Origin of the sequence: Rheinheimera tilapiae (assembly GCF_042432165.1) — a bacterium.
GTDB classification, from domain to species: domain Bacteria; phylum Pseudomonadota; class Gammaproteobacteria; order Enterobacterales; family Alteromonadaceae; genus Pararheinheimera; species Pararheinheimera tilapiae.
Genome location: NZ_JBHLXP010000005.1, coordinates 270,645 through 295,028, shown reverse-complemented (window position 1 = coordinate 295,028; position 24,384 = coordinate 270,645). Strand labels below are relative to the sequence as shown.

Annotated in this window: 27 protein-coding genes; 21 read left to right on the top strand and 6 right to left on the bottom strand. The window is 48.7% G+C overall.

Features of this window, described 5'->3' with window-relative positions; translation table 11 throughout:
- The first annotated feature begins 34 nt into the window (after nt 1-34).
- The 15 genes from gspG (at nt 35) to ACFFJP_RS17585 (ending at nt 16,430) form a co-directional block, all read left to right on the top strand.
- Complete coding sequence (gspG, locus tag ACFFJP_RS17655) at nt 35-433, top strand: type II secretion system major pseudopilin GspG (RefSeq protein ID WP_377247327.1); 399 nt, start codon at nt 35-37, stop codon at nt 431-433.
- Complete coding sequence (locus tag ACFFJP_RS17650; RefSeq protein ID WP_377247324.1) at nt 433-2,100, top strand: GspE/PulE family protein; 1,668 nt, start codon at nt 433-435, stop codon at nt 2,098-2,100. The genes gspG and ACFFJP_RS17650 overlap by 1 nt, the downstream gene beginning before the upstream one ends.
- Nucleotides 2,100-3,302 carry a type II secretion system F family protein gene (locus tag ACFFJP_RS17645; protein WP_377247321.1) on the top strand — a complete coding sequence of 401 codons (1,203 nt, stop codon included), beginning with the start codon at nt 2,100-2,102 and terminating at the stop codon, nt 3,300-3,302. The genes ACFFJP_RS17650 and ACFFJP_RS17645 overlap by 1 nt, the downstream gene beginning before the upstream one ends.
- A complete protein-coding gene (locus ACFFJP_RS17640; protein WP_377247318.1) occupies nt 3,302-3,688 on the top strand; it encodes a prepilin-type N-terminal cleavage/methylation domain-containing protein in 387 nt (128 codons plus the stop codon). Before ACFFJP_RS17645 ends, ACFFJP_RS17640 begins: the two co-directional genes overlap by 1 nt.
- The gene (locus ACFFJP_RS17635; RefSeq protein ID WP_377247315.1) at nt 3,685-4,101 is read left to right on the top strand and encodes a prepilin-type N-terminal cleavage/methylation domain-containing protein; all 417 of its coding nucleotides are present in this window, start codon (nt 3,685-3,687) and stop codon (nt 4,099-4,101) included. The genes ACFFJP_RS17640 and ACFFJP_RS17635 overlap by 4 nt, the downstream gene beginning before the upstream one ends.
- Nucleotides 4,101-4,802 carry a type II secretion system protein gene (locus ACFFJP_RS17630; RefSeq protein WP_377247312.1) on the top strand — a complete coding sequence of 234 codons (702 nt, stop codon included), beginning with the start codon at nt 4,101-4,103 and terminating at the stop codon, nt 4,800-4,802. Before ACFFJP_RS17635 ends, ACFFJP_RS17630 begins: the two co-directional genes overlap by 1 nt.
- Entirely contained in the window at nt 4,799-5,686 is an 888-nt protein-coding gene (locus ACFFJP_RS17625) for a type II secretion system minor pseudopilin (RefSeq protein WP_377247309.1), read from the top strand. Before ACFFJP_RS17630 ends, ACFFJP_RS17625 begins: the two co-directional genes overlap by 4 nt.
- Nucleotides 5,683-6,843 carry a hypothetical protein gene (locus ACFFJP_RS17620; protein ID WP_377247306.1) on the top strand — a complete coding sequence of 387 codons (1,161 nt, stop codon included), beginning with the start codon at nt 5,683-5,685 and terminating at the stop codon, nt 6,841-6,843. Before ACFFJP_RS17625 ends, ACFFJP_RS17620 begins: the two co-directional genes overlap by 4 nt.
- Nucleotides 6,833-7,372 (top strand): hypothetical protein, encoded by a 540-nt coding sequence (locus ACFFJP_RS17615; RefSeq protein WP_377247303.1) that lies wholly within the window; start codon nt 6,833-6,835, stop codon nt 7,370-7,372. Before ACFFJP_RS17620 ends, ACFFJP_RS17615 begins: the two co-directional genes overlap by 11 nt.
- 92 nt (nt 7,373-7,464) lie before the next feature.
- Complete coding sequence (locus ACFFJP_RS17610; protein ID WP_377247300.1) at nt 7,465-7,872, top strand: hypothetical protein; 408 nt, start codon at nt 7,465-7,467, stop codon at nt 7,870-7,872.
- Between the two features lie 38 nt (nt 7,873-7,910).
- Nucleotides 7,911-10,007, top strand: a complete 2,097-nt coding sequence (locus tag ACFFJP_RS17605) for a secretin GspD/PilQ domain-containing protein (RefSeq protein ID WP_377247297.1) — start codon at nt 7,911-7,913, stop codon at nt 10,005-10,007.
- Between the two features lie 175 nt (nt 10,008-10,182).
- The gene (locus ACFFJP_RS17600; protein ID WP_377247294.1) at nt 10,183-11,634 is read left to right on the top strand and encodes a Slr4 family S-layer protein; all 1,452 of its coding nucleotides are present in this window, start codon (nt 10,183-10,185) and stop codon (nt 11,632-11,634) included.
- Between the two features lie 527 nt (nt 11,635-12,161).
- Entirely contained in the window at nt 12,162-13,181 is a 1,020-nt protein-coding gene (locus tag ACFFJP_RS17595; protein WP_377247291.1) for a nitroreductase family protein, read from the top strand.
- Nucleotides 13,171-14,355 (top strand): polysaccharide pyruvyl transferase family protein, encoded by a 1,185-nt coding sequence (locus ACFFJP_RS17590; RefSeq protein WP_377247288.1) that lies wholly within the window; start codon nt 13,171-13,173, stop codon nt 14,353-14,355. Before ACFFJP_RS17595 ends, ACFFJP_RS17590 begins: the two co-directional genes overlap by 11 nt.
- A 116-nt stretch (nt 14,356-14,471) precedes the next feature.
- Nucleotides 14,472-16,430 carry a polysaccharide biosynthesis protein gene (locus tag ACFFJP_RS17585; protein ID WP_377247285.1) on the top strand — a complete coding sequence of 653 codons (1,959 nt, stop codon included), beginning with the start codon at nt 14,472-14,474 and terminating at the stop codon, nt 16,428-16,430.
- A gap of 70 nt (nt 16,431-16,500) precedes the next feature.
- On the opposite strand, the gene ACFFJP_RS17580 is transcribed toward ACFFJP_RS17585, so the two are convergent.
- Both ACFFJP_RS17580 and ACFFJP_RS17575 read right to left on the bottom strand, forming a co-directional pair.
- Nucleotides 16,501-17,613, bottom strand: coding sequence for an MJ1255/VC2487 family glycosyltransferase (locus ACFFJP_RS17580; RefSeq protein ID WP_377247282.1), 1,113 nt, complete (start codon nt 17,611-17,613; stop codon nt 16,501-16,503).
- Nucleotides 17,614-17,625: 12 nt separating this feature from the next.
- Complete coding sequence (locus ACFFJP_RS17575) at nt 17,626-18,204, bottom strand: thymidine kinase (protein ID WP_377247279.1); 579 nt, start codon at nt 18,202-18,204, stop codon at nt 17,626-17,628.
- 169 nt (nt 18,205-18,373) lie between these two features.
- Here ACFFJP_RS17575 and ACFFJP_RS17570 point away from each other — a divergent pair, with 169 nt between their 5' ends.
- From ACFFJP_RS17570 to ACFFJP_RS17545, 6 genes are all read left to right on the top strand, one after another.
- Complete coding sequence (locus ACFFJP_RS17570; RefSeq protein WP_377247276.1) at nt 18,374-18,787, top strand: MAPEG family protein; 414 nt, start codon at nt 18,374-18,376, stop codon at nt 18,785-18,787.
- 16 nt (nt 18,788-18,803) lie between these two features.
- A complete protein-coding gene (locus ACFFJP_RS17565) occupies nt 18,804-19,250 on the top strand; it encodes a YqaA family protein (RefSeq protein ID WP_377247273.1) in 447 nt (148 codons plus the stop codon).
- Entirely contained in the window at nt 19,250-20,140 is an 891-nt protein-coding gene (locus tag ACFFJP_RS17560) for a peptidylprolyl isomerase (RefSeq protein WP_377247270.1), read from the top strand. Before ACFFJP_RS17565 ends, ACFFJP_RS17560 begins: the two co-directional genes overlap by 1 nt.
- An 83-nt stretch (nt 20,141-20,223) precedes the next feature.
- The gene (locus tag ACFFJP_RS17555) at nt 20,224-20,622 is read left to right on the top strand and encodes a DUF2750 domain-containing protein (protein WP_377247267.1); all 399 of its coding nucleotides are present in this window, start codon (nt 20,224-20,226) and stop codon (nt 20,620-20,622) included.
- 73 nt (nt 20,623-20,695) lie between these two features.
- Entirely contained in the window at nt 20,696-20,917 is a 222-nt protein-coding gene (locus ACFFJP_RS17550; protein WP_031571178.1) for a (2Fe-2S)-binding protein, read from the top strand.
- Nucleotides 20,918-21,040: 123 nt separating this feature from the next.
- Nucleotides 21,041-21,943 (top strand): aspartoacylase, encoded by a 903-nt coding sequence (locus ACFFJP_RS17545; RefSeq protein ID WP_377247264.1) that lies wholly within the window; start codon nt 21,041-21,043, stop codon nt 21,941-21,943.
- Nucleotides 21,944-22,006: 63 nt separating this feature from the next.
- On the opposite strand, the gene gloA is transcribed toward ACFFJP_RS17545, so the two are convergent.
- From gloA to rsxG, 4 genes are read right to left on the bottom strand one after another with little or no spacing between them, the layout of a single operon-like run.
- Entirely contained in the window at nt 22,007-22,408 is a 402-nt protein-coding gene (gene gloA / locus ACFFJP_RS17540; protein ID WP_377247261.1) for a lactoylglutathione lyase, read from the bottom strand.
- Between the two features lie 9 nt (nt 22,409-22,417).
- On the bottom strand, nt 22,418-23,050 hold the full coding sequence (nth, locus tag ACFFJP_RS17535) for an endonuclease III (RefSeq protein ID WP_377247258.1): 633 nt from the start codon (nt 23,048-23,050) through the stop codon (nt 22,418-22,420).
- A 6-nt stretch (nt 23,051-23,056) separates the two neighbouring features.
- Nucleotides 23,057-23,752: an electron transport complex subunit E gene (locus ACFFJP_RS17530; protein ID WP_377247255.1), complete on the bottom strand. Its 696-nt coding sequence runs from the start codon at nt 23,750-23,752 to the stop codon at nt 23,057-23,059.
- Between the two features lie 7 nt (nt 23,753-23,759).
- On the bottom strand, nt 23,760-24,383 hold the full coding sequence (gene rsxG / locus ACFFJP_RS17525; protein ID WP_377247252.1) for an electron transport complex subunit RsxG: 624 nt from the start codon (nt 24,381-24,383) through the stop codon (nt 23,760-23,762).
- Nucleotide 24,384 lies beyond the last annotated feature (1 nt).

Below are 24,384 nucleotides of genomic sequence, written 5' to 3'. Positions count from 1 at the left end.
TGGTCTTTGAACTTGAACATTTGAGGTGCATTGAATGAAATTGAAACGAGGTTTGGGTTTTACATTAATTGAGTTGTTGATTGTGTTGGTGATCCTTGGGTTACTGGCTTCGTTGGTCGCACCCAAGATGTTTTCAAAAGTGGATTCATCCAAAGTTAAAACAGCAGAGACGCAATTGAAGTTGCTTGAAACTGCGCTCGATACTTACCGTCTTGATGTAGGTAAACACCCCGCCAGTCTCGATGAGTTAATTAAAGGTACCGCGAAGAACTGGGATGGCCCATATTTGCCTAAAGAAGTCCCATTAGATCCGTGGGGCAATCCATACGTTTATTCGGCTCCAGGCTCTGACGGCAAAGCGTTCGATCTACGGTCTTACGGAAAAGATGGTAAGTCGGGTGGTGAAGGGGACGATGCGGATTTAGTGCTCTGATGTCACTCTTAGAATCTGTATTGAGCCGGGACTTCAACGTTTCAACGGCAGATCTGGATAAAGCCAGATCCTTTCAAGCAAAATATCATGGCACACTTGAAGGCATTCTGGTGAGTATGGGGAGTCTTTCCTCCGAAATGCTACCTGCAGTATATTCACGCGTTCTCGGCTTGCCGGTTCTGCAGGAGCAGGATGTTTCGGATTGGCTGCCGTCACCGGAATGGGGAGAGCAATTTCAGCTCAATGCGCTGCTAGTTTGCGGTTGGGTACCGTTTAGTGTGTCTGACGAACATGTTGTGTTTGCGACAACCAACCCTCTTGCTAAAGATGCGCTCGAAATCCTATCAGATTTGAAGAACGACTTTACTGTTGTCGTTTGTTCAACTGAGCATTTCAACCAGCTGAAGTTGAAAGTTGAACAGCTATCTGTGCCGGAAGGCGTTTCTGGTTTAACTTCCGTTGAAGAGGCTCGCCTGCGCGAACTGGCATCTGAGGCTCCTACTGTTAATTTATTAAATGCATTGGTGAATCGTGCGATTCGTATGCGTGCTTCTGATATGCATGTTGAGCCATCAGCGCTTGGAGCAAGAATTCGATTCAGAATTGACGGGGTGCTGCAGGAAGTTGAATCTATCCCACAGCGTTTGGTGCTGCCGCTAGTCACACGATTAAAGATCTTGAGCGAGATGGACATTGCGGAACGTCGTCGTCCGCAGGATGGCAAAATAGAAATGCGCGTTGCTGGTTCTGATCTTGATATCCGTGTCTCTGCATTACCACTAAACGACGGAGAAAGCGTCGTCATGCGCTTTCTGCGTAAAGATGCAATTCAGTACGATATGGCTGCGCTTGGCATTTCTGAAGATGTGCAACAGCAGATTCTGCAAGATATTCAGACGACTTCCGGAGTCATTTTACTAACGGGCCCAACTGGCTCTGGTAAGACAACCAGTCTCTATACATTTTTACATCGCCTGAATCAGCCAGGCGTCAAAATTATTACCCTGGAAGATCCAGTAGAGTATCAGCTGCCGGGGATTAATCAGGTTCAGGTGCAATCTGATATCGGTTTCGATTTTGCGGCAGGTCTTCGTAGTATTGTCCGTCAGGATCCAGACATCATCATGTTAGGGGAAATCAGGGATAAGGAAACCGCCCGGATTGCAATGCAGTCTGCACTGACCGGGCACTTAGTTTTCTCTACAGTGCATACTAATGACGCAGCCAGTGCCTATACCCGGCTCTTGGATTTGGGTGTTGAAGAGTTTTTGCTCAATGCTGCTCTAGTGTCAATCGTGGCCCAACGTCTGGTCCGTCATTTGTGTTTACATTGTGCAGAGCCGATGGCTGAGGGAATGCAAAATGAAATACGGCAACGATATGAATTACAAGGCATCGCTGACCGCTTTAACGGCAGTCGTTTACAGCTAAAAAATGCAAAAGGCTGTGACCATTGCAATGGCACCGGTTATCGGGGGCGAATTGCGATCATTGAGTATCTGCGTTGTGATGAAGCGATTCGACAGCTACCAAAAAACGAAAATTTCCTGTCTGAAGCAAAACAGTTGAACCAGGCCCGGGGCGGCAGAGATTTACTACAGGATGGTCTTTTAAAGGTTATTCTGGGTCAGACCACTATTGAAGAAGTGTTAAGGGTTGCTGGCTGATGGCGATGTATAGTTATCGCGGATTTGATAGTTCTGGTGCTACTGTTTCCGGGGAACTCGACGCATCCAGTCTTGAGGACGCTCGGGCGCAGCTGCTCCGTCAAGGGGTAATGATTTCGTCTCTGAAAGAAGTAAAACCTGCAGATAAGTCTTTTGGAATAGGTCAGGGTCATGTTTCGCTGGCGGATATCGAGTTTCTTACATCCGAATTGTCTGTATTGTTGGATGCGGGTTTAAAGATTGATCGAGGGATTGAACTACTAAAAAGTTCAAGTAAAAAACCACAACTTGCGGTGATGCTGGATAAAATTGGCAACTCATTGCGTGGAGGCCAGCAGTTGTCGCAAGCACTGCAAGCCTTTCCAGATGTATTTGACCCACTCTATATCAACCTGATAGCAATAGGTGAAGCGACCGGCAAACTACCTACCGTTTTTCGCGAGCTTAGTAAAGACCTCGCATTTCGTCGGGATTTACAGCAAAAGGTCTCTCAAGCGCTCACTTACCCAATGGTTATACTTGTTGTTTGCTTAGTTTCTATCGGCTTTATTTTTAATTATGTTGTTCCCAATATGAAAAGCCTTTTTGCCGGCCAACAGGATTTGCCAGTCTATACAGCGATGTTATTGGGTTTATCTGATTGGTTGGCGCAATATCAGTGGTGGCTGGCAGGTGGTGTCAGTTGCGCCGGTGTAGCTGGTTGGTCGCTGCGTAAACAACCTATGATGCAAAATGCCGGAAATTATTTACGATTGAATTTACCTGTACTGCGCTCTGCCACTATTTTGGTCGAGCGGATACGTTTCAACAGTGGCCTTGCCATGATGCTCAATGCTGGTGTAGCTCTGGATCGGGCTTTGGAATTGTCATGTGGCAATATACGCCATCCGCACATCCGGCAGGAGATCAATATTGCATTGGGTAAAGTGAAGAGAGGCGAGCAACTTAGTCAGGTTCTGCGTCAAACCCGACTTTTTCCACAATTTTTGGTTTCCCTATTAAAAGTAGGTGAAGAAAGTGGTCAATTAGCACGTATTTTCGCAGAAATCGCGCAACGCAGTCAGCGAGAATTTTCATCCTGGGTGACGCGCATAACCGCATTACTGGAACCTCTCCTAATCATTGTGATGGGCGGAATCGTCGGCGGTGTGGTGGTGGTGATGATGATGAGTATTACGTCGGTAACGGATGTAGGATTCTGATGACTCGCGCCTCAGGGTTCACTCTAGTTGAAATACTTATCGTGCTTGGCTTAATGGGTTTGGTACTGACTTTGGTCGGCCCGATGTTACAACATCAGGTAGAAAGGGCTGATGCATCAGCGGAGTACATTGAAGCAAGACAGTACATCAATAACAGTGGCAAGGTCGCATTTTTACAAAATCAGCGCGTGGTGTTGTATTTCGACGGTAAAACTTTGAATCGTCAGATTGCTGGCCGTGATGAGCGAATTGAATACAATCACCTGTTTTTTCCAAAACAGCAGTTAGTTTTTAATCCTCACGGGTATACGGATTCAGAGAGTGTGAGCGTTGTTGCTGGTCGACGCAATTTAGAGATTGCCGTAACTGGACAGGGTGATAAGTGAGGTTATCTAAGCCGCGAGGATTCACTCTGCTTGAAGTGTTGGTTGCTGCAACCATTATGTTTACCGTGTTGAGTTTGTCAGCATTGGCTGTCAAAACTTATCGCGCAAGCAGTGCCAAAGCCGAAAGACGTATCCATTTATTAAGCTACATAAATCTTGTTACGCCGCAGATCCAGACGAAATTAAAGCAATCTTCAGATGACTCTGTGGCCACTGGGACAGGGCAGTTCGGTGATTTGAGTTATCAATGGCAGGCTGAAGTAATTGCACACAAAGCTGCGCCACGTCAAATGAACCCTGATACCGGTCAGTTTGAAGTAACTCCGAAACGATTCAAATTATATCAGGTACAACTACAGTTGACTTCGCAGGGACTCACTATCGAGAAAAGCTACACTGAGGTGGTCTGGTAATGCTTCCGCGCCATCGTGGTTTTACATTAGTTGAGTTACTACTTGCAGTTTCAATTATGCTCACAGTCCTGGTGATGGCGGGGACGGCCTATCAGTTATATACCCGGGTCTGGACAAAAGATTTATCGAAAATCGAACAAACATTTTCTGAGTTCAGGCATGTGTCGCTTTTTGTGAATGCTTGTCAGGCTGTTATTCCGCTGTCCGTGCGAAAAAGCGCTACTGAAATGAATCGTTGGGGTTTCTATTTCTTGGGGCGAGAAGAGGGCTTTACCGCAATCACGTCGTCCCCTATTTTTAGTACGGGTTATCCCGCGGTCATTCGGGTTTTTCGTGAAAACAAGGAAGATGGTGGACAACGTTTGGTCTACGAGGAAGCAAGCATGCGGGGTATGGTGCTGAATTACGCTGATCAGCCACTGAATTTTAGTTTTCGTCAGACCATTTTAGAAACGACAGACGCCATTAACTTTAGTTATTTTGGTTGGGAAAGCCTTGATACCAAGATGAATTCGTCGTCAGAATTCACGAACCCCGGCGAGCAAGCTGCCCAGCGTTGGTTCACTGAATACGATGGCATTGTTCGTGGTTTTCAACCCGACATAATCAAAATTGAAATGGGCAATAATGAGTTTCTGTTGCAACTGCCAAACCGAACTGCGCTTGGTTTAAAACGCACAGATCCGGATGAAAGTATATGAATCGGATGGCGCCCAAAGGCATTGCACTTATTCAGGTACTTATTTTGAGTGCAGTTTTGTCTGTAGTTATGCTGTCGATGAATTTTCAGGTTCGGGAACATTTGAAAATGGCGCAGGCGGCTGAAGCATACGCCGACGCCTCACTTCAGCTCCGCTCAGCAGAATCTGAAGTGATGTTTCAATTGTTGACTGAAGAGTGGCAGAAACTACCTGAGTTGTCAGCCAGCAAAGGTATCGCGTGGAATTTTCATGGCAGAGATTTTCAACTCGGCACAGTGTCTGTAAATGTGCAGGATACGTCGGGGCTGATGAACATTTCAGCCATCGACCGCAAAGTATTAGAGCAATTACTGAATAACAAAGCTGCCGCAGATGCATTAGTCGCAGTGTTAAAAGACTGGCAAGATCCTGATAACAGACCGTCGGATCAAGGCGCGGAACAGGATAGCTATCCCCCAACGATTCAGGTCCGCAATTCAGGCATTCAGTTCATCGAAGAACTGCAGTTAATTCAAGGAATGACACCTGAACTTTATAATCAATTGATACCTCTGACTTCATTTTTCACACGTGGTATTAATGTTAATCAACAACCCGACGCTCTATGGCGACTGCAATATCCGGCTACGCAATTTGAAGAATTAGTCAGACAAAGAGATCAATTGCAATTATCCAGTAGTGGTATGGAACGAGTCATGGGCCGAGTTATCGATGAGTTCAGTCGTTTTGGTGTAGGGCCAGTGTTTAGAATACGCTTCACAGCCCATGACTCCGATGTTAAGCTCTCGCGTGAAATAACGGTCCGTATCGCCCCTGTTCAGCCAGTACCTGTCGAATTATTTGAGTTGCGGCACCAAACGCCGCTGGTGGAAACTTCTCAATGACCTTGTTGAATCAAAACGACTTAAAGCCCGCAGTCGCTGCACTAAATTGGCTGTTTCAGCATAAAGTCGGCTACTTGTCCAACACCTTACATAGGTTTGTTTTTAGCAATGGGACTCTAGTTCTCCGTGAAGAACCTAAACAGCAAGGTGGCTTACCAATTGTTATCGTTGCGCGTCATCGTTATCAGGAATTTGTAAAGTCCTACCCGATAACCTCTTTGAAAGAGCTTCATGCGGTCTTAGGGCAGGAATACGCCGACAAAACACTGGTGAAGCATGTCATTAGTGCAGCAGATGGCAATCAGCGTCGAGTTTGTACTTATGTTTTTTCAAAAGATATCGCTGAGACATTGGCATCGGCAGTTATGGTTCTGCCTGAATCACTTTTGCTTTGGCTCGGCTCATCGACCCCAGCTATTTATCATGTGAAGACAGAACTGCCGTTCTTTCTCGCAACATCTTCTGATTTGCCTTTGTCGCAACGGCTCAATCCGGTATTGCAAAATGCCGACACATTTAAACTTTCTCAAGGGTTGCCAAGTGAGACACCGATCCGGGATATTGCTGCTGACCAATTACCTTCAGCGTTATATTCAGGTTTCAAACGCTCGGCCTTCTCATCCACCCTTCATCTGTTCTGGAAGTTACCCCGCGCTCGCTGGAGTGCAACGCAACTGAAGTTAGCGGGTTTTGGAGCTATCACTGCGCTGGTTGTTTATTTTGGTGCTGCGTCATTGTATCTGCAGTTGTCGGTCAGTCAGCATGAACAAGCCATTGCTGAACTTGGCAGTGAAGTCAATTCGTTATTGGACAGACAAAGCCGCTATGAGAAACAAGTCGAGGATTTTAATCAATATCAGGCCATGAAGCAGGAAAAACAGTTTACGGCGCATTTATGGTTGTTGCTGTCCACTATGAACGATCAGGATCCAACCTTAGAATTAAACAGTGTGAACAGTGAAGAGCAATTTCTGGTTCTTCGTGGCAAAACCAGCAGAGCGACCGCTTTGCTGGCCTTAGTGCAAGCGAATCCTCTGGTGGTTTTTAGTGAGTTTTCAGCCCCAGTTTTGCGTGAAGGTGATAAGGAATCTTTTGTAATTCGACTTCAGTTAAATCAGCGAGCCGAAGTGCAGGGGGCTGATTCTGATGCAAAATAAAAATCTAATCTGGTTACTGGCTTTTTTGTTAGCTTTGCGGTTTGTTGTCGTGCCCTGGTTGGAATGGCAAGATGAACAGTTCGTCAGGCTACAGACTTTAGCAAAGCGTTTAGATCGGTCAGAAGCTTTGTTAACGGCGAAGGAACAGGTGATATCGCAGGCTGCCCAAGCTGACTCTGTGGCAGATGAATTGATGCAAGGTTTGGCAGTTGTTCCGGCAGCTGCTGAGTATAAAATCAGTTTTCAGCAGCAATTACAGCAGGAATTAGAAAGCGCGCAGGTCCAGCTGTTGTTGTTTGAATGGAACAGTGACCGCTCTTTAAGTGTCTTTGATCTGCAGCGTGGACGGATAAACTTACGTCTAAAAGGAACGTACCCGAATCTATTAAAGGTACACGCACAATTGGAACAAGGTTTTCCGGGTATTCAGATCCGTGAGTTACGTGCGGGCTGGTCAGAAGCGCTCAGAGCATCCAGCGAGATAGAATTGCAACTGGTTGTCGACTTGGATTATCGGGTAGCACCATGATAAAAAAACTAGCATTTTTGTCCCGTAAAGAGTTTTTGTGGCCGGCACTAATAGTTACCTTAGTGTGCGTTGCCGATTTTTGCAGCAGATTGATGATTTGGTCGGACGCAACCAATCGCGATCTGGTCAGAGCGCCACTTGCTCTGACAGTCATGACTCCACCGTATCAACAAATTCAATTTGACGAGTTGGCGGCGACCTTGCAGCAACCGCTTTCTGCTGTGGAACCTGTAGAAGCCAGACAAAGTAAAGACAACCAGACTCGTCAGTTTGGCGATGTGAAATTAAAATTGCTCGCCATTTATCAGGAGCGGGGATTTGTGGCCGCTGTCCGTGTGGTACGATCCGAGCAAAGTAAAGCCGAATTATTGCGCGTGAAGCAAGGTGAGCAGATCGATGAATTGACCATCAGTAACATCGAGTCTCATCAGATCTCCATCGAATTTGCCGGTGAAACCACCACCATTCAATTATTCAAGCCTGGATCGCGTCAGGACTGAGCATCAGGTGTACTATGAAAAAAGCTATGAAACGACCTATGAATAAAGAAATTCCCTCCCGTTTGTTGCCGCTGCTTGTTGCGACAGGATTATTAAATGCTTGTGCAAGCCCGGAACGCGTCTTTGACGTCGAAGCCGCGCGGATCGCCAACGGCGAGGCCTATAAATCAACGGTTTCTGATGACGTGGACCCTCAGCGCACCAGTAACAGAGCCAAGGGCTTTCAGTCATTAACGCCGCTGTCTCAAGGGACCGGTGCGAGACTTCCGGCAGATTCAGCCGCTGCGGCTTTAAGCCAATCAGATGCGCTGAACTTTGCTGCAGACAATATGCCTTTGCCTGAATTCATTCACTCGGTATTTGGTGAATTGTTGAAACTGAACTACGTCATGGCTGAAGAGATCAGTACCAGTGAACTTCCGGTGACTTTAAACCTGCAACGCAGTGTCTCTAGTCGTGAACTGTATCAGTTGTCGGCGCAAATCCTTGACTCAAAAGAGATGTCTATTACCACTCAGGATGGGATTTATTTTATTGGGCCGAAAAAAGTCGAGGGCAAAGGTGGGCAAACGATTGGCATCGGTCGCCGGCCTGCCGATGTGCCACAGGTGGTAGGCCCTGTGATGCAAATCGTGCCGATCAAATATGGTATTAACATCAGTCTGGAGCGAACGCTTAACGATTTGATTAATGCCAGAGTAGTGCCTGATTTTGAAAAAAATGTGTTGTTTATCACCGGTGAACGTTCGGAAATTTTGCGTGCACTCGATTTAATTTCGTTGTTAGACTTACCACCGAGTCGGAGCCAACATGTCGGCATCCTTCGTCTGACTTATACCAACCCCGAACAGTTCATTGGGAAAATTTCGAAGCTGTTAAAAGCGGAGGGGATCCCGGTCGATGCCGGTGATAACGGTAAGACCAACCTGGTGTTGGTACCGCTTGAACAAATTGGTGCTGTTGCGGTATTTGGTAGTGACCAGCTGTATCTCGACCGGGTGAACTATTGGGCGTCACAGTTGGACCAGCCAAGTGAAGGTGCTGAGAAAAGGTATTATGTGTTTCATCCACGTTTTGCCCGGGCGGCGGATCTAGGTAACTCTATTAGTGCATTAATTGGTGGCTCGGCGGCACCAGCAGCAAACCGGCAGGGCAATCAAAATAGGGATACTGCCAGTGCTTTTGGCAATAATCAGCAGCGACAGCAGCAAAATAATCAGCCACAACAGCAGAATCAGAATAACGCAACGACCGGAAGTGCGGTCTCTGTGCGCACTGATGCTATGACCATGACGGTTGACGACCGGTCCAATACGATTATTTTTTACACCTCGGGTATCCAGTACCAAACTTTATTGCCAATGATTCGGCGACTGGATGTGATGCCAAAACAAATCCTGTTGGAAGCGACAATCGCGGAGGTCACCTTAACGGACGACCTTGCGATGGGGGTTGAATTCGCGATTAAAAATGGCAAGTTCAGCACCGGAACCAAGGATGCTTTTGGCGTCAGTAAGTTTGGAGGACTGGGGTTATCATACATTGACGGTGCGGAATCGCTGCTGGTGCAGCTAAAGCAGTCCAATTCCAACGTGAATGTCCTCTCCAGTCCAAGTATTGTGGTGCGTGATGGGGTGACTGCAACGATGTCAGTGGGCACCGATGTGCCGGTGGTGAGCGCTACAACGATTAACCCAGGCACTGAAACCGAAAGCCAAAGTGTGGAATACCGTAAAACGGGGGTGGAGCTATCTGTAACACCCACGATTAATGCGCAAGGTCTGGTTGTCCTGCAAATCAATCAGAGTATCTCGAACACAGAAGAGGGCTCTACATTGGCCGGCAGCCCGATTATCTCAGCCCGCGCGGTAACGACCGAGGTTCTAGCACAAAGCGGTCAGACTGTGATGCTGGCGGGAATGATGTCTGAAAGCAAAAATCGGGTGAACACCAAGGTACCGCTACTCGGTGATTTACCGCTGTTGGGCAATCTGTTTCAGGGTGAAAAAGACAGTACCCGTAAAACCGAATTAATTTTACTGATCACCCCTAAAGTGATTGACCAGCCCGAGCAATGGCAGCAAATCCGCCTTAAACTGGACAATGGTCTGAAATATCTGAAACTGCACGACTAATTTTTAAGCGCATAAAAGGACTTATGCCAAAAAATCTGAAATTTTTGCGTTGACAAACGAAACCGCGGTAATAGAATGCTAGTAAGAAATTGGGTCGACCCAACTTCTTACTAAAACAAGAAACTAAGGCAAGACGCCTGATTGTTTCAATTTCATGAAATTGGAGAATGTTCTAATGAAAACTGTTTTCACAAAGACGTTGATTGCAACTGCAGCGCTGGCCTTCATCGGTACCGCAAACGCAGCAAGCATCCGTAACATCGACACTGAACTGGGTACATCTACAGCTACCTCTTTAAATGGTTCACTGGAAGGTTTAGTTAAGGTCGGTACACTGACGGCTCAGACAGACGTTGCAATCCTGCTGAAAAACTCAGTAACTAACGTAGAACAAGACGTTCTGGTTATTACTATTGCTGGCGCTAAGTTCGATACCACTGCTACTCCATCTCTGGTTGCTCAAGGCACTCAGACTGGCGGCTACGATTTCTTCGACTATCAAGGTGAAGATACAATCCGTTTCCGCGTTAAAACTGGCGGTGTTCCAGTTGTTGCTGGTACAGCACAACATTTCCAACTGCAAGGCGCTAAGCTGAAAGTTGGTTCTGTAACTTCAGGCTCTAAAGTGACTGTTAGCTCTAAAGTTCAAGCACTGAACACAGTTATCGGTGAGTATGACAAAGCATCTTTTGATTTGGTTAAGGTTCGTCCACAGCTGTCAGTAGAAGCTACTACGCCGTTCAAGGCAACTGTTGCAACTGCAAAAGCTCGTAAAGAATTCGTAGCTAACTCAGATGTTACTGCTGGCGTTGAGTCTGCAGTTCTTACTCTGACTAACAACAGCTCAGACTTAAAAGCGTTAACTGTTGCTGCTGGTACTACAGCTAAAGTTACTCATGTTGTTGCTGGTGATTTCGGTTTCGTACGTGATGCGGACAAAGCTGATTTCGGTGGTAACGCTAATGGTTCAGTAAACTCAGCTGAAATTGCTACTATCGTTGCAGCTACTGCAACTGACGACACTTTCACTTACACGTTGTCTGCTGATAACAAACTGACAGTTACGCAAACTGCGGTTGGTACTCTGGATACTGCAGTTACTCTGACAGTGACTCCTCCAGCAGTTACAACTCCAGCTAAGGCATCTTCTGCTTCAGCTATCAACCCAGGTAAGTTCCTGGCCACTGTAACTGCTTCTACAACAGACAGTTCTTTCAACATCGCAGCAGATGCTGATGTTGGTGCATGGACTATCGATGGTTCAGTAGTTAAAGTTCCATACTTAGTGCTGCAAGACGGCCGCTTCGGTACTGTTGTTACAGTTTCTAACTCAGGTTCACGTACAGGTGAAGTTCTGTTAGACATCGTTGACGAAGCTGGTGTTTCTATCGCTTCAGCTCTGAACGCTGGTTCTTCAGCTCCAGGCACAATTGTAAACGTCTCTGGCAAAATCAAAGACGCTCTGGTTGCTAAAGGTAAAGACCTTAAATTAGTAAACAAGTTCTCTGTAACTGTAACAACTAACGTTCCAGCTGCTGATGTACTGGTTTACTCTGCTTACACCGATTCTCAGAACGGTGGCGAGCGTGCAATCGTGAACAACGATTCTAAAGTTCAAACTAAGTAATTTTAGTTGACTGATAAAAAACGGGCTTTAGCCCGTTTTTTTTTGCTTTTTAAAAGGCGGGATGGTTGCAGTGATCCCACCAGCCAATCCCGGGCTTTTGGCCCGTTTTAGCTGTGGTCATTTATGTTGGCGGTTATAATTTTGTAATTCGTTGTTTTAGCATAAGACTCTGGCAGTCTGATGTAAAAAAATATATGGTCGGAGCTAAATAAACTGCAGCTTTTTGCGTGAAGTTGCGATACACTTAACTTGGACTGAATTCAATTTCATTTTAATGCCCAACCTTTTTTGAGTTGGGTTTTTTTTGCCCGTAATTCGTCACAGTGCGCCTTGTCGGAGGTATTTGAGCCTGATGCTAAGCCTGATACATTGTAGTCCGGCGGATAATTCAGATTGAAATCGGACAACTTATGTTAACCTCGCCATGTCCATAGCCAAATAAAGTCATTATGTTTAGATCTTTTCTACTGTCGAGGTTAACAGCCCGACAAAAGCTTCGTATAAAATCCCTACTGGACTCGTGCCAAATGAACTTTGCCAGGCTATTTTCCGGTTTTGGCTGGCTCAGCAGCGTTTATTACCTGTGCATTAACGCATCCTTCCGTCGTGAACAGCACTCAGTGCTTGCTGGCAGAACCGAGTATGCCCGTGCCTTAACCGCAGCGTCCGGCTCCAGTGCACTACTACGTCGCAATATTCATCGTCTTGAGAAGGGGCTTATTATGCGGCCACGTCGAGCGGTGTTTGCTGAAGATTATATTTATGAGACAGTTACTGCTTTGCAGACAAATATTCTTACTCTAGAAGTGGCTGAGCGGGAGTGGGCTTTGCAGGTTCTAGCGCAATATTTTGACACTGTAGAAGATCGTGGAGACATTACCAAAGCGCGAAGCATGTTTGCGTTGGTCTTTAAACAAAATCCGCAACCCGTCGAGAATCATACTGCGGTGCCATATCTCTATGCTGATCTTCCTAAGCCTAGTATCAATTACCAAGATTTTTTCCTGCTTTGTCAGCGGCGTCGTTCGGTCCGTTGGTTTTTAGCAGATCCAGTTCCACAACTGTTGTTAGAACAGGCGGCTCAGGCCGCTGCACTTGCTCCATCTGCTTGTAATCGTCAACCCTTTAAATTTATCCAGCTCAGCGGTGATGACGCTGCCACAGCTGCAGGCTTCGCCATGGGAACTACAGGATTCGCAGCTCAGATCCCAACGTTGCTGGTCGTGTTGGGTGACTTAAGTGCTTATCCAGCTGAGCGTGACCGCCATGTCATTTACATTGACGGCGCACTGGCCAGTATGCAGCTGATGTTGTCACTTGATACTTTAGGCCTTGCGAGTTGCCCGATTAATTGGCCGGATGTCGAGGCTCTCGAACGCAAAATGGATGCTTTTTTGCATTTGAAACCGTGGCAAAGACCTGTAATGTTGATTGCTGTTGGCTATCCGGATCCCACTGGAGGCGTTCCGTTTTCAGCAAAAAAATCTGTCGCCCAGCTTCTGGTACCGTTTAGGTCGACTCAAATCGAGGACAAAGATGCTGATTGAAGTCCGGGGTGTTCAATTTGTAAATAAAGGCGCTTATTTAATGCTTGTGGCATGCCTTGAACAGGTCAGAAGCCATTATCCAGAGGCGAAGATCTGTTTGGCGCCAAATAAAAACTCGCCTTTTTTATCGCGTGCTTCCATCGGGGCATTTCAGAAAGTGTCGTTCCGCTTTCGCGGAGTTGACTTGAATGTGTTGAGCTACTTTATCCCTTCGAAGTTAAAGCACTTTTTGCGGCATTGGTTCGGGTTCGTCTTCGAATCCGATATAGATCTAGTCATCGACGCCTCAGGTTTCGCATATGGAGATCAATGGGGTGGGCGGAATGTCCGTTTGCTTGGTGCCGAGATTCGACGTCTGAAACGTCACAAGGCTGGTTATATTTTGTTGCCACAGGCATTTGGACCTTTCAGTAAACCGGCTGATAAGCAGGCATTGGCGCAGGGTTTACCACAAGCCTTGCTGGTCTGTGCGCGTGATGAACAAAGCTTTCAATACCTGAAAGATAGTGCGCCGGATGCTGATATTCAGCAGTTTGCTGATTTTACCAATTTAGTCGCGCCACGCTTGCCTGAGGTATCGGCTAGCTTACAACAACCACAGCGTTACGGCCTGATCATCCCAAACTCCGCGATGTTGGGTCCGCGCAATCGCAATAGCGCCTGGCGCGAACACTATGTACATCAATTGATCACCAGCGCTACCTTGATGCGGCAGCTCGGTATCATACCGATTGTGCTGAATCACGAAGGAGAAGCGGACGCAGCTTTGTGTCACCAATTGCTTGCTGCAGTGGATGGTCTACAACTTGTGAGTCCGGCTCATCCTGCCGAAGTTAAAGGTTGGATCGCGGCGGCAACATTAGTAGTCTGTTCACGCTTTCATGGCTGTGTCAGCGCTTTGTCGTCTGGTGTTCCATGTATAGGAACTAGTTGGAGCCATAAGTATGAAATGTTATTCGCGGAGTACGAGCAACAAGATGCTTTGATCAAGCCAGAAACGTCAGAAACAGAGCTAAGCGCTTTGTTCGCCAGAGTGATGACTGAAGAGAATCTTCAGGTACTGCAGCAACGTGCCGCGTTTTGGAAAATTCACTCTGACGATCTATGGCAGCTGGTGTTCACAAAAATTCAGCAAGCGATCGATTCAGGTAAGGTTCAAATAAAGCGCGCATGATACCGCACAGACATCGATAGTAATTCTGTACTACGTTCCGCTATAATAGCGGGTGTTTTCATACCGATTCTGATGAGCTGTATTCGGAACCATAAGAATAAAAAGGAGCTTTGCTGATGCTGGAGTGGTTGTTGTCCTTACCCAGATACGCTAAACGCTTTATCTCCGTCATGGCAGATTTGGTATTTCTCAGCGGCTCAATGCTAGTCGCTCTGTTTGCAACTCAGGCCGACCCTGTTAGCAGTTTGGGTCAGACCTTGCCTATTTTCTTATTGTCCGTTCCGGCCACTATTATCGCTTTTACTAAACTGGGTTTGTATCGCGCAGTTGTTCGCTATATTGGTCAACATGCGCTTGGTGCTGTGCTTGCGGGCATTATCAGCAATGCCTTGTTGCTGGCGATGTTATTTCAGCTGGCCAGTATCAGCGATAAAGGCAATCTGATTTTTGTATACGCTATCATGGCGTTAGTCACTGCCGGCGGTTTGCGTCTAGTGGCACGGATGGTGTTGTTTCAGCGCCATAACGGCCATAAAGAGCGCGTATTAATCTATGGCGCCGGGTCGTCGGGGCGTCAGTTAGCACAGGCTTTACTGAACGGTGAGCAGTTCCATCCGGTTGCATTTGTTGATGATGACATCACGTTGCAACGTTCCACTATTCTGGGGATCCATGTTGGTAGCCCTGGCCAAATCTCCGCCATTATTAAGTCAAAAAATATCAGTCGTATCTTATTGGCACTGCCGTCGGCAAGCCGCGCCCGTCGGCGTGAAGTGCTTGAAAGCTTAGGGAATATGCCAATTCCGGTGCAGACAGTACCCGGCATGAGCGATATTGTTGACGGTTCGATGCGGATTGATGAGCTGCAGGACGTCAGAATTGAAGATCTGTTAGGGCGTGATCCGGTTGAGCCCAAACTCAAACTGATGCACGCAAATATCAAAGATAAAGTGGTGATGGTCACCGGTGCCGGCGGGTCTATCGGTTCTGAATTGTGCCGTCAGATTGTGCAATATGAACCAAAGGCATTGGTATTGTTTGAACTGTCAGAGTTTGCCCTGTACAGCATCGAACAGGAACTGCGGGCTCTGGTACAGGACGAAAAACTCGATGTTGAGTTAAAGCCGGTGCTTGGCAACGTGCAAAAACAAGCACGTGTGCAGGCCGTGATGGCGAAGTTCGGCGTACAGACGGTGTATCACGCAGCTGCATACAAGCACGTACCACTGGTTGAATATAACGTGGTCGAAGGTGTGTTTAATAATGTGTTTGGCACGTGGCGGGCCGCTGAAGCGGCGGTGGCAGCCGGAGTGGAAACCTTTGTGTTGATTTCCACCGACAAGGCGGTACGTCCAACCAATATTATGGGGGCTTCAAAACGCCTGGCTGAGTTGGTGTTACAAGGGCTGGCGATCAGACAAAACCGCACGCGCTTTTGCATGGTGCGTTTTGGCAATGTGTTGGGCTCTTCTGGTTCAGTTGTCCCACTGTTTCGTGAACAAATCCGTAATGGTGGGCCAATTACCGTGACGCACCCGGAAATTATTCGCTATTTCATGACGATCCCCGAAGCCGCACAGCTGGTGATCCAGGCCGGCGCCATGGGCAAAGGCGGGGATGTGTTTGTACTTGATATGGGCGAACCGGTGCGTATCGCTGATCTGGCGCGTCGCATGGTGCACCTAATGGGGCTCGAAGTAAAAGACGCGCAACACCCGGATGGCGATATCGAAATTTGTTTCTCGGGCCTGCGGCCTGGTGAGAAATTATATGAAGAATTGCTCATTGGCGAAAATGTACGTCAGACCGCACATCCGCGCATTATGGCCGCCAATGAGGTATCGTTGAATTGGAAGGACATGGCGGAATTATTGCGCCAGCTGGAACATCATTGCGACCATTTTGCGGTCGAGCGTATTGTGCAACTGATCACTGAAGCGCCAACAGGGTTTAGTCATAGCAGTGCCGTCTGTGATCTGGTTGACTTACAACCTGTGCTGCAACCAGTAGATAAGTTTCCGCTCAAGACTGCTGAACTGACCGAGTTACCGGTCGCGATGGCAAGATTGAGTTAAATTCTGTGGTTGTTGCCCAGCGGTACTGGCCGGATGCCTGTCGTTCAATCTTACTTGCGAAGACACAGATTTAGGTGACACCTATAGTGTTTGTGGCGTCTACCGTGTCTGGTAAATCTGCGCGGACATCTCTTGGTTGAAATAGAACCTTCTGCCACAACTGTTGTAGGGCAGAATGGTCATACCAATCACCTTTAACCAGCCAATGTGCGATCGCCGCTGCCACATCAGGATAGCGAACTGATTGTGCTGGCTGAAACTCGGTCAGAAACTTAACGATACATTGGCTGCTGAGCTGATTCTGTGCAGAGGCCAGACCAAGCTGCTGCAATGCCAGGGCATTGCTGCGCTGCTCCGGTTGTCCAAGTAATGGTTTTACCATGATCCGCTTACCCAGTTGCAGCGCTTCGCTGATCAGCTCAAAACCAGCATTGCTGATCACCGCTGCGGAACGGATTAAATCTTGTTTAAACGCATGAACCGAAGGCGGACAGAATTGCAGATGTGGCAGTGAGTGCGCTGGTAAACCAGCGCCATAGATACAGAACTTATACTGCTGTAACGGCGCCAGCCATTTAACAACATCGTCCGGGTCTTCAAACGGCAGGTAGACTAGTACAGTGTCCGCGTCGACTACACCATTGTTATGGGCTGGCAGGTCAACGATCGGGGGTAAAATCAGCCGGTTTTGCTGTGGCTGGTCACCAAAGTGATGCCAGTGCAGGCCTATACTGTGTCGGGCTGGCGCAAAATAAGCGAGCAAGCTGCGTTGAAACCAGTCCATACCACACAGTGGCGTTGGTGGGTTCAGTGCATACTGATGACCGAGCGCAATCACCGGCGTACCTTGGCGGCGGGCTGCCCAGGCCGTGACTGGCTCGAAATCTGTCAGCACCACATCATAACGGCGAGTTTCTAGCTGATGAATGTCTCGCCACAACTGGCGAAGGTTAGCTTGTTGCCAAGTATGCCAATGGCTTATCTTGCCGGCTTTACTGACAAAGCTCAGCCCTTGTCGCCATTGAAAGTTACCAAAGGCGGCCATGTCAAATAACTGACCGACTGGCCTGCCACTAAATAAGAAATCGACCTGAATATCGAGTGGAGCCAACGCCTGTTGCATCGCCCGTGCTCTGCTGATGTGACCGTTGCCTGTCGCCTGTACGCCATATAACAGCCGCATGCCTGTTCCTTGTTACCAGACCAGCTCCTTAAAATGCAGCCGGCACATTGAGACATATCGATCATTGCCGCCGATCTCGACCTGCGAACCAGCGCGTGCCGCATTGCCGTCAGCGTCAAGCCGTACGACGAAGTTGGCCTTACGGCCACAATGACAGATGGTTTTTAATTCAATTAACTTGTCAGCCCAGGCCAGTAGTGCCTGACTACCGGCAAAGGTTTCACCGATAAAGTCGGTGCGAAGACCAAACGCCAGCACCGGAATATCCAGCTGGTCGACGACATCGGTCAGCTGGCGAACCTGCGCTTTGCTCAGAAACTGCGCCTCATCGATCAACACACAATCGAGCCGGCCCAACGTTTCGCGAAGTTGCTGGCAGCGTTCAACAAAATCCAGTTCCTCGTCGAACAACAAGGCGTCCATTGACAAGCCAATGCGTGAACTGACTTTGCCAAGGCCAAAGCGGTCATCAAACGCCGCCGTGAAAATGGCCGCCTGCATACCACGTTCCTGGTAGTTGTAAGCACTTTGCAATAGGGCCGTCGATTTGCCGGCATTCATCGCCGAATAATAAAAATACAGCTGCGCCATCAGGCAGACTCCGCGTCGGAAAAACGCCAGTATACCCAAAGCCGGTGGTTGGACCCAAGATGTCAGTGTTGGATTGCAGACTGATGGCAACCAGATGACGATTTAACGCAGCCGTATGGTGTCGTCGTGCCGAATGGATTAGGCTAATGGCAACAACAGGAGAGGGTCTATGGATAAGTATCTGGTATTAATTATGTTTCTGCAGGTGTTACTAACCAGCGGTATCATGCTGTTGATGGGCCGGCGTCGTTTTGCTGCGGCGCGAAACCGCGAAATTCATTTAAGTGCCTTTCGCACCATGGATTTAGCTGGCGCCAATGAAAAAGTCATTACCGCCAGTCGCAACTTCGACAACTTGTTACAGATGCCGGTGTTGTTTTTTGCCGGCGTGCTGGCAGTTCTACAACAGGGACAGGCGGATTTGGTGTTTGTGTTGCTGGCAGGTGTTTATGTCGCGTTGCGTACTTTGCACAGTCTGGTGCACGTGACCAGCAATCAGGTGCGGATGCGCTTTAACCTGTTTTTGCTCAGCTGCGTAGTATTGTGGGCGTTCTGGCTGCGGCTGGTTGTAGTGATGTGGTAATAGGATACTGGTAACGATGTGGGATTTATCTGGTTATGCATTGTTGGCGCTCAGCGCTTTTACGTCTGCAAGTTTGTTACCCGGCAGTTCAGAAGTGGTGCTGGCCGCCTTGTGGTACCAAGGCTACGACCTATGGCTGCTTTGGCTGGTGGCCACCTGTGCGAATTGCGCCGGCTCTGTGCTGAATTGGTGGCTGGGATCCCAGGTAGGGCGTTTTCAGCATAAGCGCTGGTTTCCGGCATCCCCGGAACAAATTCAGCGTGCGCAGCAGTGGAGTTTTAAATTTGGCCCTTATGCGATTTTACTCAGCTGGTTGCCCGTGGTCGGCGATCCGCTGACCGTCGTGGCCGGCATTCTGCGTTACCCGATTTTGCAATTTATTCTGCTGGTGTTTATTGCTAAAGGTGCGCGTTATGGTGTGTTGCTGTTGGCTGCGGATACGTTATTAAAAGGATTTGTTTAATGGCATCAACGTCATCGCGATTGCTAAAACTGTGGAGTAGCGCTTTGCTGCTCGGCATATCACAGCTGGTGCAGGCTGACACCAGCCCCTGGCAGGACATTTCGCAGCAGCAGCTGGTGTATCTGCAAGTCAGCGATGCGGCTGGCCGGGAGGGGACTGTGGTGCTGCAACTTGCCGATGCTTTTACGCCTTTGACCAGTGCGCGGTTTCGCCAGTTAGTCCAACAGCGCTTTTATGATGGCCTGCCATTTTATCGAGTGATTGATCAGTTTGTGTTGCAGGCGGGCTTACCGGAAGGTGAATCGCACCCACAGCAACTGAAAAAAAGCTATCCGGCTTTGCCAGCTGAATTCAGTTGGCCGGTGCGTAGCGCCGACCCATATACGCCAGTGCAAAGCGGCGATCTGCTTGCCGAAGAAACCGGTTTTAATCAGGGCTTTGCAGTCGGCCGGGCTAAAGGTCGCGAATGGTTGATCCATTGCCCGAATCTGGTCAATATGGCGCGTGACGCTAACCCTGCCAGCGCCACCACAGATTTTGCCATCATGCAGGGTCAGGCTCCACGACATCTTGATCAGAATATGAACGTATTTGCCCGGGTGGTTTGGGGCGCCGAAAAGCTAAATCTGCTGCCGCGCGGTGAGAAAGCCAGTGGCGGGATCCTCAGCGCCCAACAACGTCGGGGGGCGATTCTGAGTGCCCGTTTAGGCACAGAGCTGCCCGCTTCAAAACAGTTAGCGTTGCAGCAGCAACTGACCAACAGCGCTGATTTTCAGCAAATGCTGCAGCGGCGGCGGGAGCGGGCTGACGAGTTTTATCAATATAAAGGCAACGGCAAGCTGGATATCTGCTATCTCGGCGCACCGGTGCGGTTAAAATCAGAGCAGTAACAGCGGCTGCATGACAAAGCACTGGCTGCAAACGCGGCTTTGCGTCATCATGTGGTATCTAAAAACATAAAAGGTAATTCAGCATGGAATACGCACTGACCCCGGACGATATTCAAAAAATCACTAAACTCGATGCCGAACAGCGTTACGAGTATTTTATTAATGCAGTCGCCGATCTGGAACAGATCTGGATCCTGACCGACGAAGAAGGGTTTGTGCTGGTTACAGCGGAAGACGAACGTTGTATTCCGGTATGGCCACATGCTGAAATCGCCAACCTGTGGATTGAAGGCGATTGGGCAAATTGTCAGGCACAGGCTGTTGATATCGCCACTTGGCTGGACAAATGGACGTCAGGTCTGGATGGTGATGAGCTGATGGTTGCGGTATTCCCACATGCGGACGAACCGGGCATTGTGGTGGAGCCAACCGAACTGTCTGAGACGCTGCTCGAAGCCACGCAAGAAGAAAACGAACACTAATCTGCCTTTACGCTATTGATAACAATTCGCAATACTATTACAATGAGCGCCGACACCTTGTGCCGGAGCTCATATGTACGTTTGTGTTTGTAAAGCCGTAACCGACAAAACGATCCGGGCGCACGTTGCTGAGGGTATGACCTCAATGCGTGAAATGAAACAATGCCTGGGCGTTGGCAGTCAGTGCGGTAAGTGCGTGCAAACTGCCCAGGACGTGCTGCAAAAAAGTCTGCAGCAACAACATTCAGCCTTACATATCCCTTGTCAGGTGATTATGCAAAGACCGGCCGCCTGAGCCGGTTTTTGGTTTTATATGCAGTAAAACTGCATTTGTATTGATATAACCGCATTTTCTCTGCCTCATCGTGCTAAAAACGGGCATAATACCGCGTCGTTTTGCCACAGCCTTGAGGTCATCATGAATACAGCCCATTTCCCCATCCGCACTGTTGCTATCGTCGGCGGCACCCATGGCAATGAATTCTCCGGCATTTATCTGGAAAAACGCTATCGCCAGCAGCCGGAACTGATGACTCGCAGTAGCTTCAGTTGCCGTACTTTGTTTGCCAATCCAGAAGCACATGCAGCTAATAAACGTTATGTACAAAGTGACTTAAACCGTCAGTTTAAAACTGCGGATCTGGCCAATCCTTTGTTAAGCAACTACGAACAAAGCCGGGCCAAAGTGATTAACGCTGAGCTTGGGCCAAAAGGCGCGGCTAAAACTGACTTTGTCATTGACCTGCACAACACCACCAGCAATATGGGCGCTTGCCTGATCCTGACCCAACCCGGACGGATCTATAACTTGCTGGCCGGATACGTCAAACTGAAAATGCCAGATGCGGTGATTTCGCGGGATGAAGATCATTTTGCTGCCGAAGATCATGCGCTGCTCTGCACAGTGGGTACTTTTGGCGTGATCGTCGAAGTCGGGCCGCAGCCGCAGTCAGTCTTACGGCAGGACGTGCTGGAACAAATGCATGAGATGACCCAGCACATTCTGGACTTTATCGAGCTGTACAATACCAATGCCTTACCTGAACTGCCAAAACGCGTTGAAGCCTTCCGTTATCTGCATTCAATCAAATTGCCGTTGTCTGCAAACGGCGAGCGCCTGGGCATGGTGCACAAGAATATTCAGGACCGCGACTATCAGCCAATTGAGCCGGGCGCGCCACTGTTCGCTTTGTTTGATGGTTCTGAGATCGACTACGACGGCACTGAAGTGGTGTATCCGACTTTTATCAATGAAGCGGCTTATTACGACAACAATCTGGCCATGTCGCTAAACGACAAAGTCTGGATTGACGTCGAGTAATCAGGTCTTTGAGACAGAAAAGGCGACCACTGGTCGCCTTTTTTTATGGCTGATATGGAGAAATTACAGCTGCTGATAGCTGGTTTTTTTCTGAATAAGCTCAATCGCATAGTTGTCTGGATCGCGCACAAAAGCAATCTCAGTGGTGCCGCCTTTGACCGGGCCTGGTTCGCGGCTGATCACACCGCCGCGGGCGCGGATTAAATCACAGGCGCTATAGACGTTGTCCACTTCCAGCGCAATATGGCCAAAGGCATTGCCGTTGTCGTAGCTGGTGACGCCATAGTTGTAGGTGAGCTCCAGCACGGCGCCACTGGCTTCATCGCCATAGCCAACAAACGCCAGCGTGTACTGGTATTCCGGATTGTCTGACGTGCGCAGCAAGGACATGCCAAGTACTTCAGTGTAAAAGCTGATAGAACGCTGTAGGTCACCGACCCTTAACATAGTGTGCAGAATACGCATGGAATGTTCCTATTCGGTTTTTTCTTTAAATTCACACAGATCTTCAATAATACAAGAGCCACATTTCGGTTTGCGCGCGACACAGGTATAGCGGCCATGTAGGATCAGCCAATGATGCACGTCGATCTTAAATTCGGCCGGCACCACTTTCAGTAATTTCTGTTCAACTTCATCGACGTTTTTGCCCGGCGCAAATTTCATCCGGTTGCTGACGCGGAAAATGTGCGTGTCCACGGCGATGGTCGGCCAGCCAAAGGCGGTATTGAGGACTACGTTGGCGGTTTTGCGGCCAACGCCCGGCAGGGCTTCCAGCGCTTCGCGGTTTTCCGGCACTTGACCGCCGTGCTGGTCCTGCAGAATTTGGCAGGTTTTGATCACGTTTTCGGCTTTGGTATTAAACAGGCCGATTGTTTTAATATGCTGCTTCACACCGTCGACACCCAGCGCCAGCATGGCAGATGGAGTAGGGGCTGCGGCAAACAGGCCTTTGGTGGCCTTATTGACGCTGACATCGGTGGCCTGTGCCGACAACAACACAGCAATCAGCAGTTCAAATGGACTGCTGAACTCCAGTTCAGTGGTGGGCGTTGGGTTGGCTTCGCGCAACCGGCTTAAAATGGCGATCCGTTTATCTTTATTCATCGCGATTTAATTCGTACTGACATGGGTGACACGCGCCCGCTGGATGCTGCCTTTGTGCTGCTGACGTGCTTTACGCCGCGCTTCGATGGCATTTTTCGCGGCGATCAGGCCTCCCAGTACTAAGAAGGCACCTGGCGGTAAAATGGCCAGCAGGAAATGGCTGTCCGCCTGATACAGCTCAATCTTCAGTACAGTGGCCCAAGGGCCAAATAATAAATCGGCGCCATCAAACAAAGTGCCCTGGCCGAGAATTTCGCGAATAGCCCCTAGAGTGGCTAACACAGCACAAAACCCGGTACCCATCATTAGGCCATCAAATATCGATGGCAACACGGCATTTTTCGAGGCAAAAGCTTCAGCCCGGCCAATGACGATACAGTTGGTCACAATTAAAGGAATAAAAATCCCGAGCGATTGATACAAAGCAAAGGTATAAGCATGCATCAGCAGTTCGATGGCGGTCACAACGGACGCAATGATCATGACAAACACCGGGATGCGAATTTCGTTTGGAATATGCTGGCGGAACAGGCTGATCACACCGTTGGTGGCGGCCAGCACCAGCATAGTGGCAAAGCCAAGACCCAAGGCATTTGTCAGCGATGAGCTGGTGGCCAGCAGTGGACACAAGCCCAGCAACTGCACCAGGCCCGGATTGTTTTGCCACAAGCCGTTACGGATAATTTCCTGATATTGTTGCATATTCACCTCATTCTGCGCTGCAGCCGGTGGCCATAGTCGCCAGGTCCGGATGCGCTTTGATATAGAGTGCTGCGCGTTTTACCGCTCCAACCACTGCTCGCGGAGTGATGGTCGCACCGGTAAACTGATCAAATTCGCCGCCATCTTTTTTCACCGCCCAGCGTTTGTCATCTGCCGATTCCACTTGTTGACCGGCAAAGCTCAGGATCCATGGGTGGCGTTTGACTTCAATTTTATCGCCAAGTCCTGGTGTTTCTTTGTGTGCGACAGTCCTGACCCCCAACACTGTGCCGTCAGCGCTGATCGCGGCGAGTAAACTGATATTGCCACTATAACCGTCAGGCGCTACGGTCTCGCTGACATAGACGGGCTGAGCATTGACAAAGGTGCGGTAAAGTTTGGTTGGCGTCACACCAAATGCATCTACGGCACTGACTTCAAGGCAATTAGCCAGCAGCGCATCGTCCTGATGGTCCGCCGGCAACACTTCACGCAGCACTTTTAGCTTTTCTGCTTGCGTCTGCTCTGCGATGCGCGATGCGGTGAGTTGATTCACACCGGCGATCACGGCCACACAGCCAATCGCAGCAATACTCAGTAACAAGGCGTTTTTACTGACAAACTTCAGCATG

Excerpts from the sequence above, each read along its gene's own strand:
- ACFFJP_RS17560 (WP_377247270.1), top strand. The coding sequence starts at position 19,250 with ATGGCATCAACGTCATCGCGATTGCTAAAACTGTGGAGTAGCGCTTTG.
- ACFFJP_RS17575 (WP_377247279.1), bottom strand. The coding sequence starts at position 18,204 with ATGGCGCAGCTGTATTTTTATTATTCGGCGATGAATGCCGGCAAATCG.
- ACFFJP_RS17580 (WP_377247282.1), bottom strand. The coding sequence starts at position 17,613 with ATGCGGCTGTTATATGGCGTACAGGCGACAGGCAACGGTCACATCAGC.
- ACFFJP_RS17645 (WP_377247321.1), top strand. The coding sequence starts at position 2,100 with ATGGCGATGTATAGTTATCGCGGATTTGATAGTTCTGGTGCTACTGTT.
- ACFFJP_RS17640 (WP_377247318.1), top strand. The coding sequence starts at position 3,302 with ATGACTCGCGCCTCAGGGTTCACTCTAGTTGAAATACTTATCGTGCTT.
- ACFFJP_RS17630 (WP_377247312.1), top strand. The coding sequence starts at position 4,101 with ATGCTTCCGCGCCATCGTGGTTTTACATTAGTTGAGTTACTACTTGCA.
- ACFFJP_RS17570 (WP_377247276.1), top strand. The coding sequence starts at position 18,374 with ATGGATAAGTATCTGGTATTAATTATGTTTCTGCAGGTGTTACTAACC.
- ACFFJP_RS17610 (WP_377247300.1), top strand. The coding sequence starts at position 7,465 with ATGATTTGGTCGGACGCAACCAATCGCGATCTGGTCAGAGCGCCACTT.
- ACFFJP_RS17605 (WP_377247297.1), top strand. The coding sequence starts at position 7,911 with ATGAATAAAGAAATTCCCTCCCGTTTGTTGCCGCTGCTTGTTGCGACA.
- ACFFJP_RS17545 (WP_377247264.1), top strand. The coding sequence starts at position 21,041 with ATGAATACAGCCCATTTCCCCATCCGCACTGTTGCTATCGTCGGCGGC.
- ACFFJP_RS17595 (WP_377247291.1), top strand. The coding sequence starts at position 12,162 with ATGAACTTTGCCAGGCTATTTTCCGGTTTTGGCTGGCTCAGCAGCGTT.
- rsxG (WP_377247252.1), bottom strand. The coding sequence starts at position 24,383 with ATGCTGAAGTTTGTCAGTAAAAACGCCTTGTTACTGAGTATTGCTGCG.
- ACFFJP_RS17650 (WP_377247324.1), top strand. The coding sequence starts at position 433 with ATGTCACTCTTAGAATCTGTATTGAGCCGGGACTTCAACGTTTCAACG.
- ACFFJP_RS17565 (WP_377247273.1), top strand. The coding sequence starts at position 18,804 with ATGTGGGATTTATCTGGTTATGCATTGTTGGCGCTCAGCGCTTTTACG.
- ACFFJP_RS17615 (WP_377247303.1), top strand. The coding sequence starts at position 6,833 with ATGCAAAATAAAAATCTAATCTGGTTACTGGCTTTTTTGTTAGCTTTG.
- nth (WP_377247258.1), bottom strand. The coding sequence starts at position 23,050 with ATGAATAAAGATAAACGGATCGCCATTTTAAGCCGGTTGCGCGAAGCC.
- ACFFJP_RS17555 (WP_377247267.1), top strand. The coding sequence starts at position 20,224 with ATGGAATACGCACTGACCCCGGACGATATTCAAAAAATCACTAAACTC.
- ACFFJP_RS17590 (WP_377247288.1), top strand. The coding sequence starts at position 13,171 with ATGCTGATTGAAGTCCGGGGTGTTCAATTTGTAAATAAAGGCGCTTAT.
- ACFFJP_RS17620 (WP_377247306.1), top strand. The coding sequence starts at position 5,683 with ATGACCTTGTTGAATCAAAACGACTTAAAGCCCGCAGTCGCTGCACTA.
- ACFFJP_RS17530 (WP_377247255.1), bottom strand. The coding sequence starts at position 23,752 with ATGCAACAATATCAGGAAATTATCCGTAACGGCTTGTGGCAAAACAAT.
- ACFFJP_RS17600 (WP_377247294.1), top strand. The coding sequence starts at position 10,183 with ATGAAAACTGTTTTCACAAAGACGTTGATTGCAACTGCAGCGCTGGCC.
- ACFFJP_RS17550 (WP_031571178.1), top strand. The coding sequence starts at position 20,696 with ATGTACGTTTGTGTTTGTAAAGCCGTAACCGACAAAACGATCCGGGCG.
- ACFFJP_RS17585 (WP_377247285.1), top strand. The coding sequence starts at position 14,472 with ATGCTGGAGTGGTTGTTGTCCTTACCCAGATACGCTAAACGCTTTATC.
- gspG (WP_377247327.1), top strand. The coding sequence starts at position 35 with ATGAAATTGAAACGAGGTTTGGGTTTTACATTAATTGAGTTGTTGATT.
- ACFFJP_RS17625 (WP_377247309.1), top strand. The coding sequence starts at position 4,799 with ATGAATCGGATGGCGCCCAAAGGCATTGCACTTATTCAGGTACTTATT.
- gloA (WP_377247261.1), bottom strand. The coding sequence starts at position 22,408 with ATGCGTATTCTGCACACTATGTTAAGGGTCGGTGACCTACAGCGTTCT.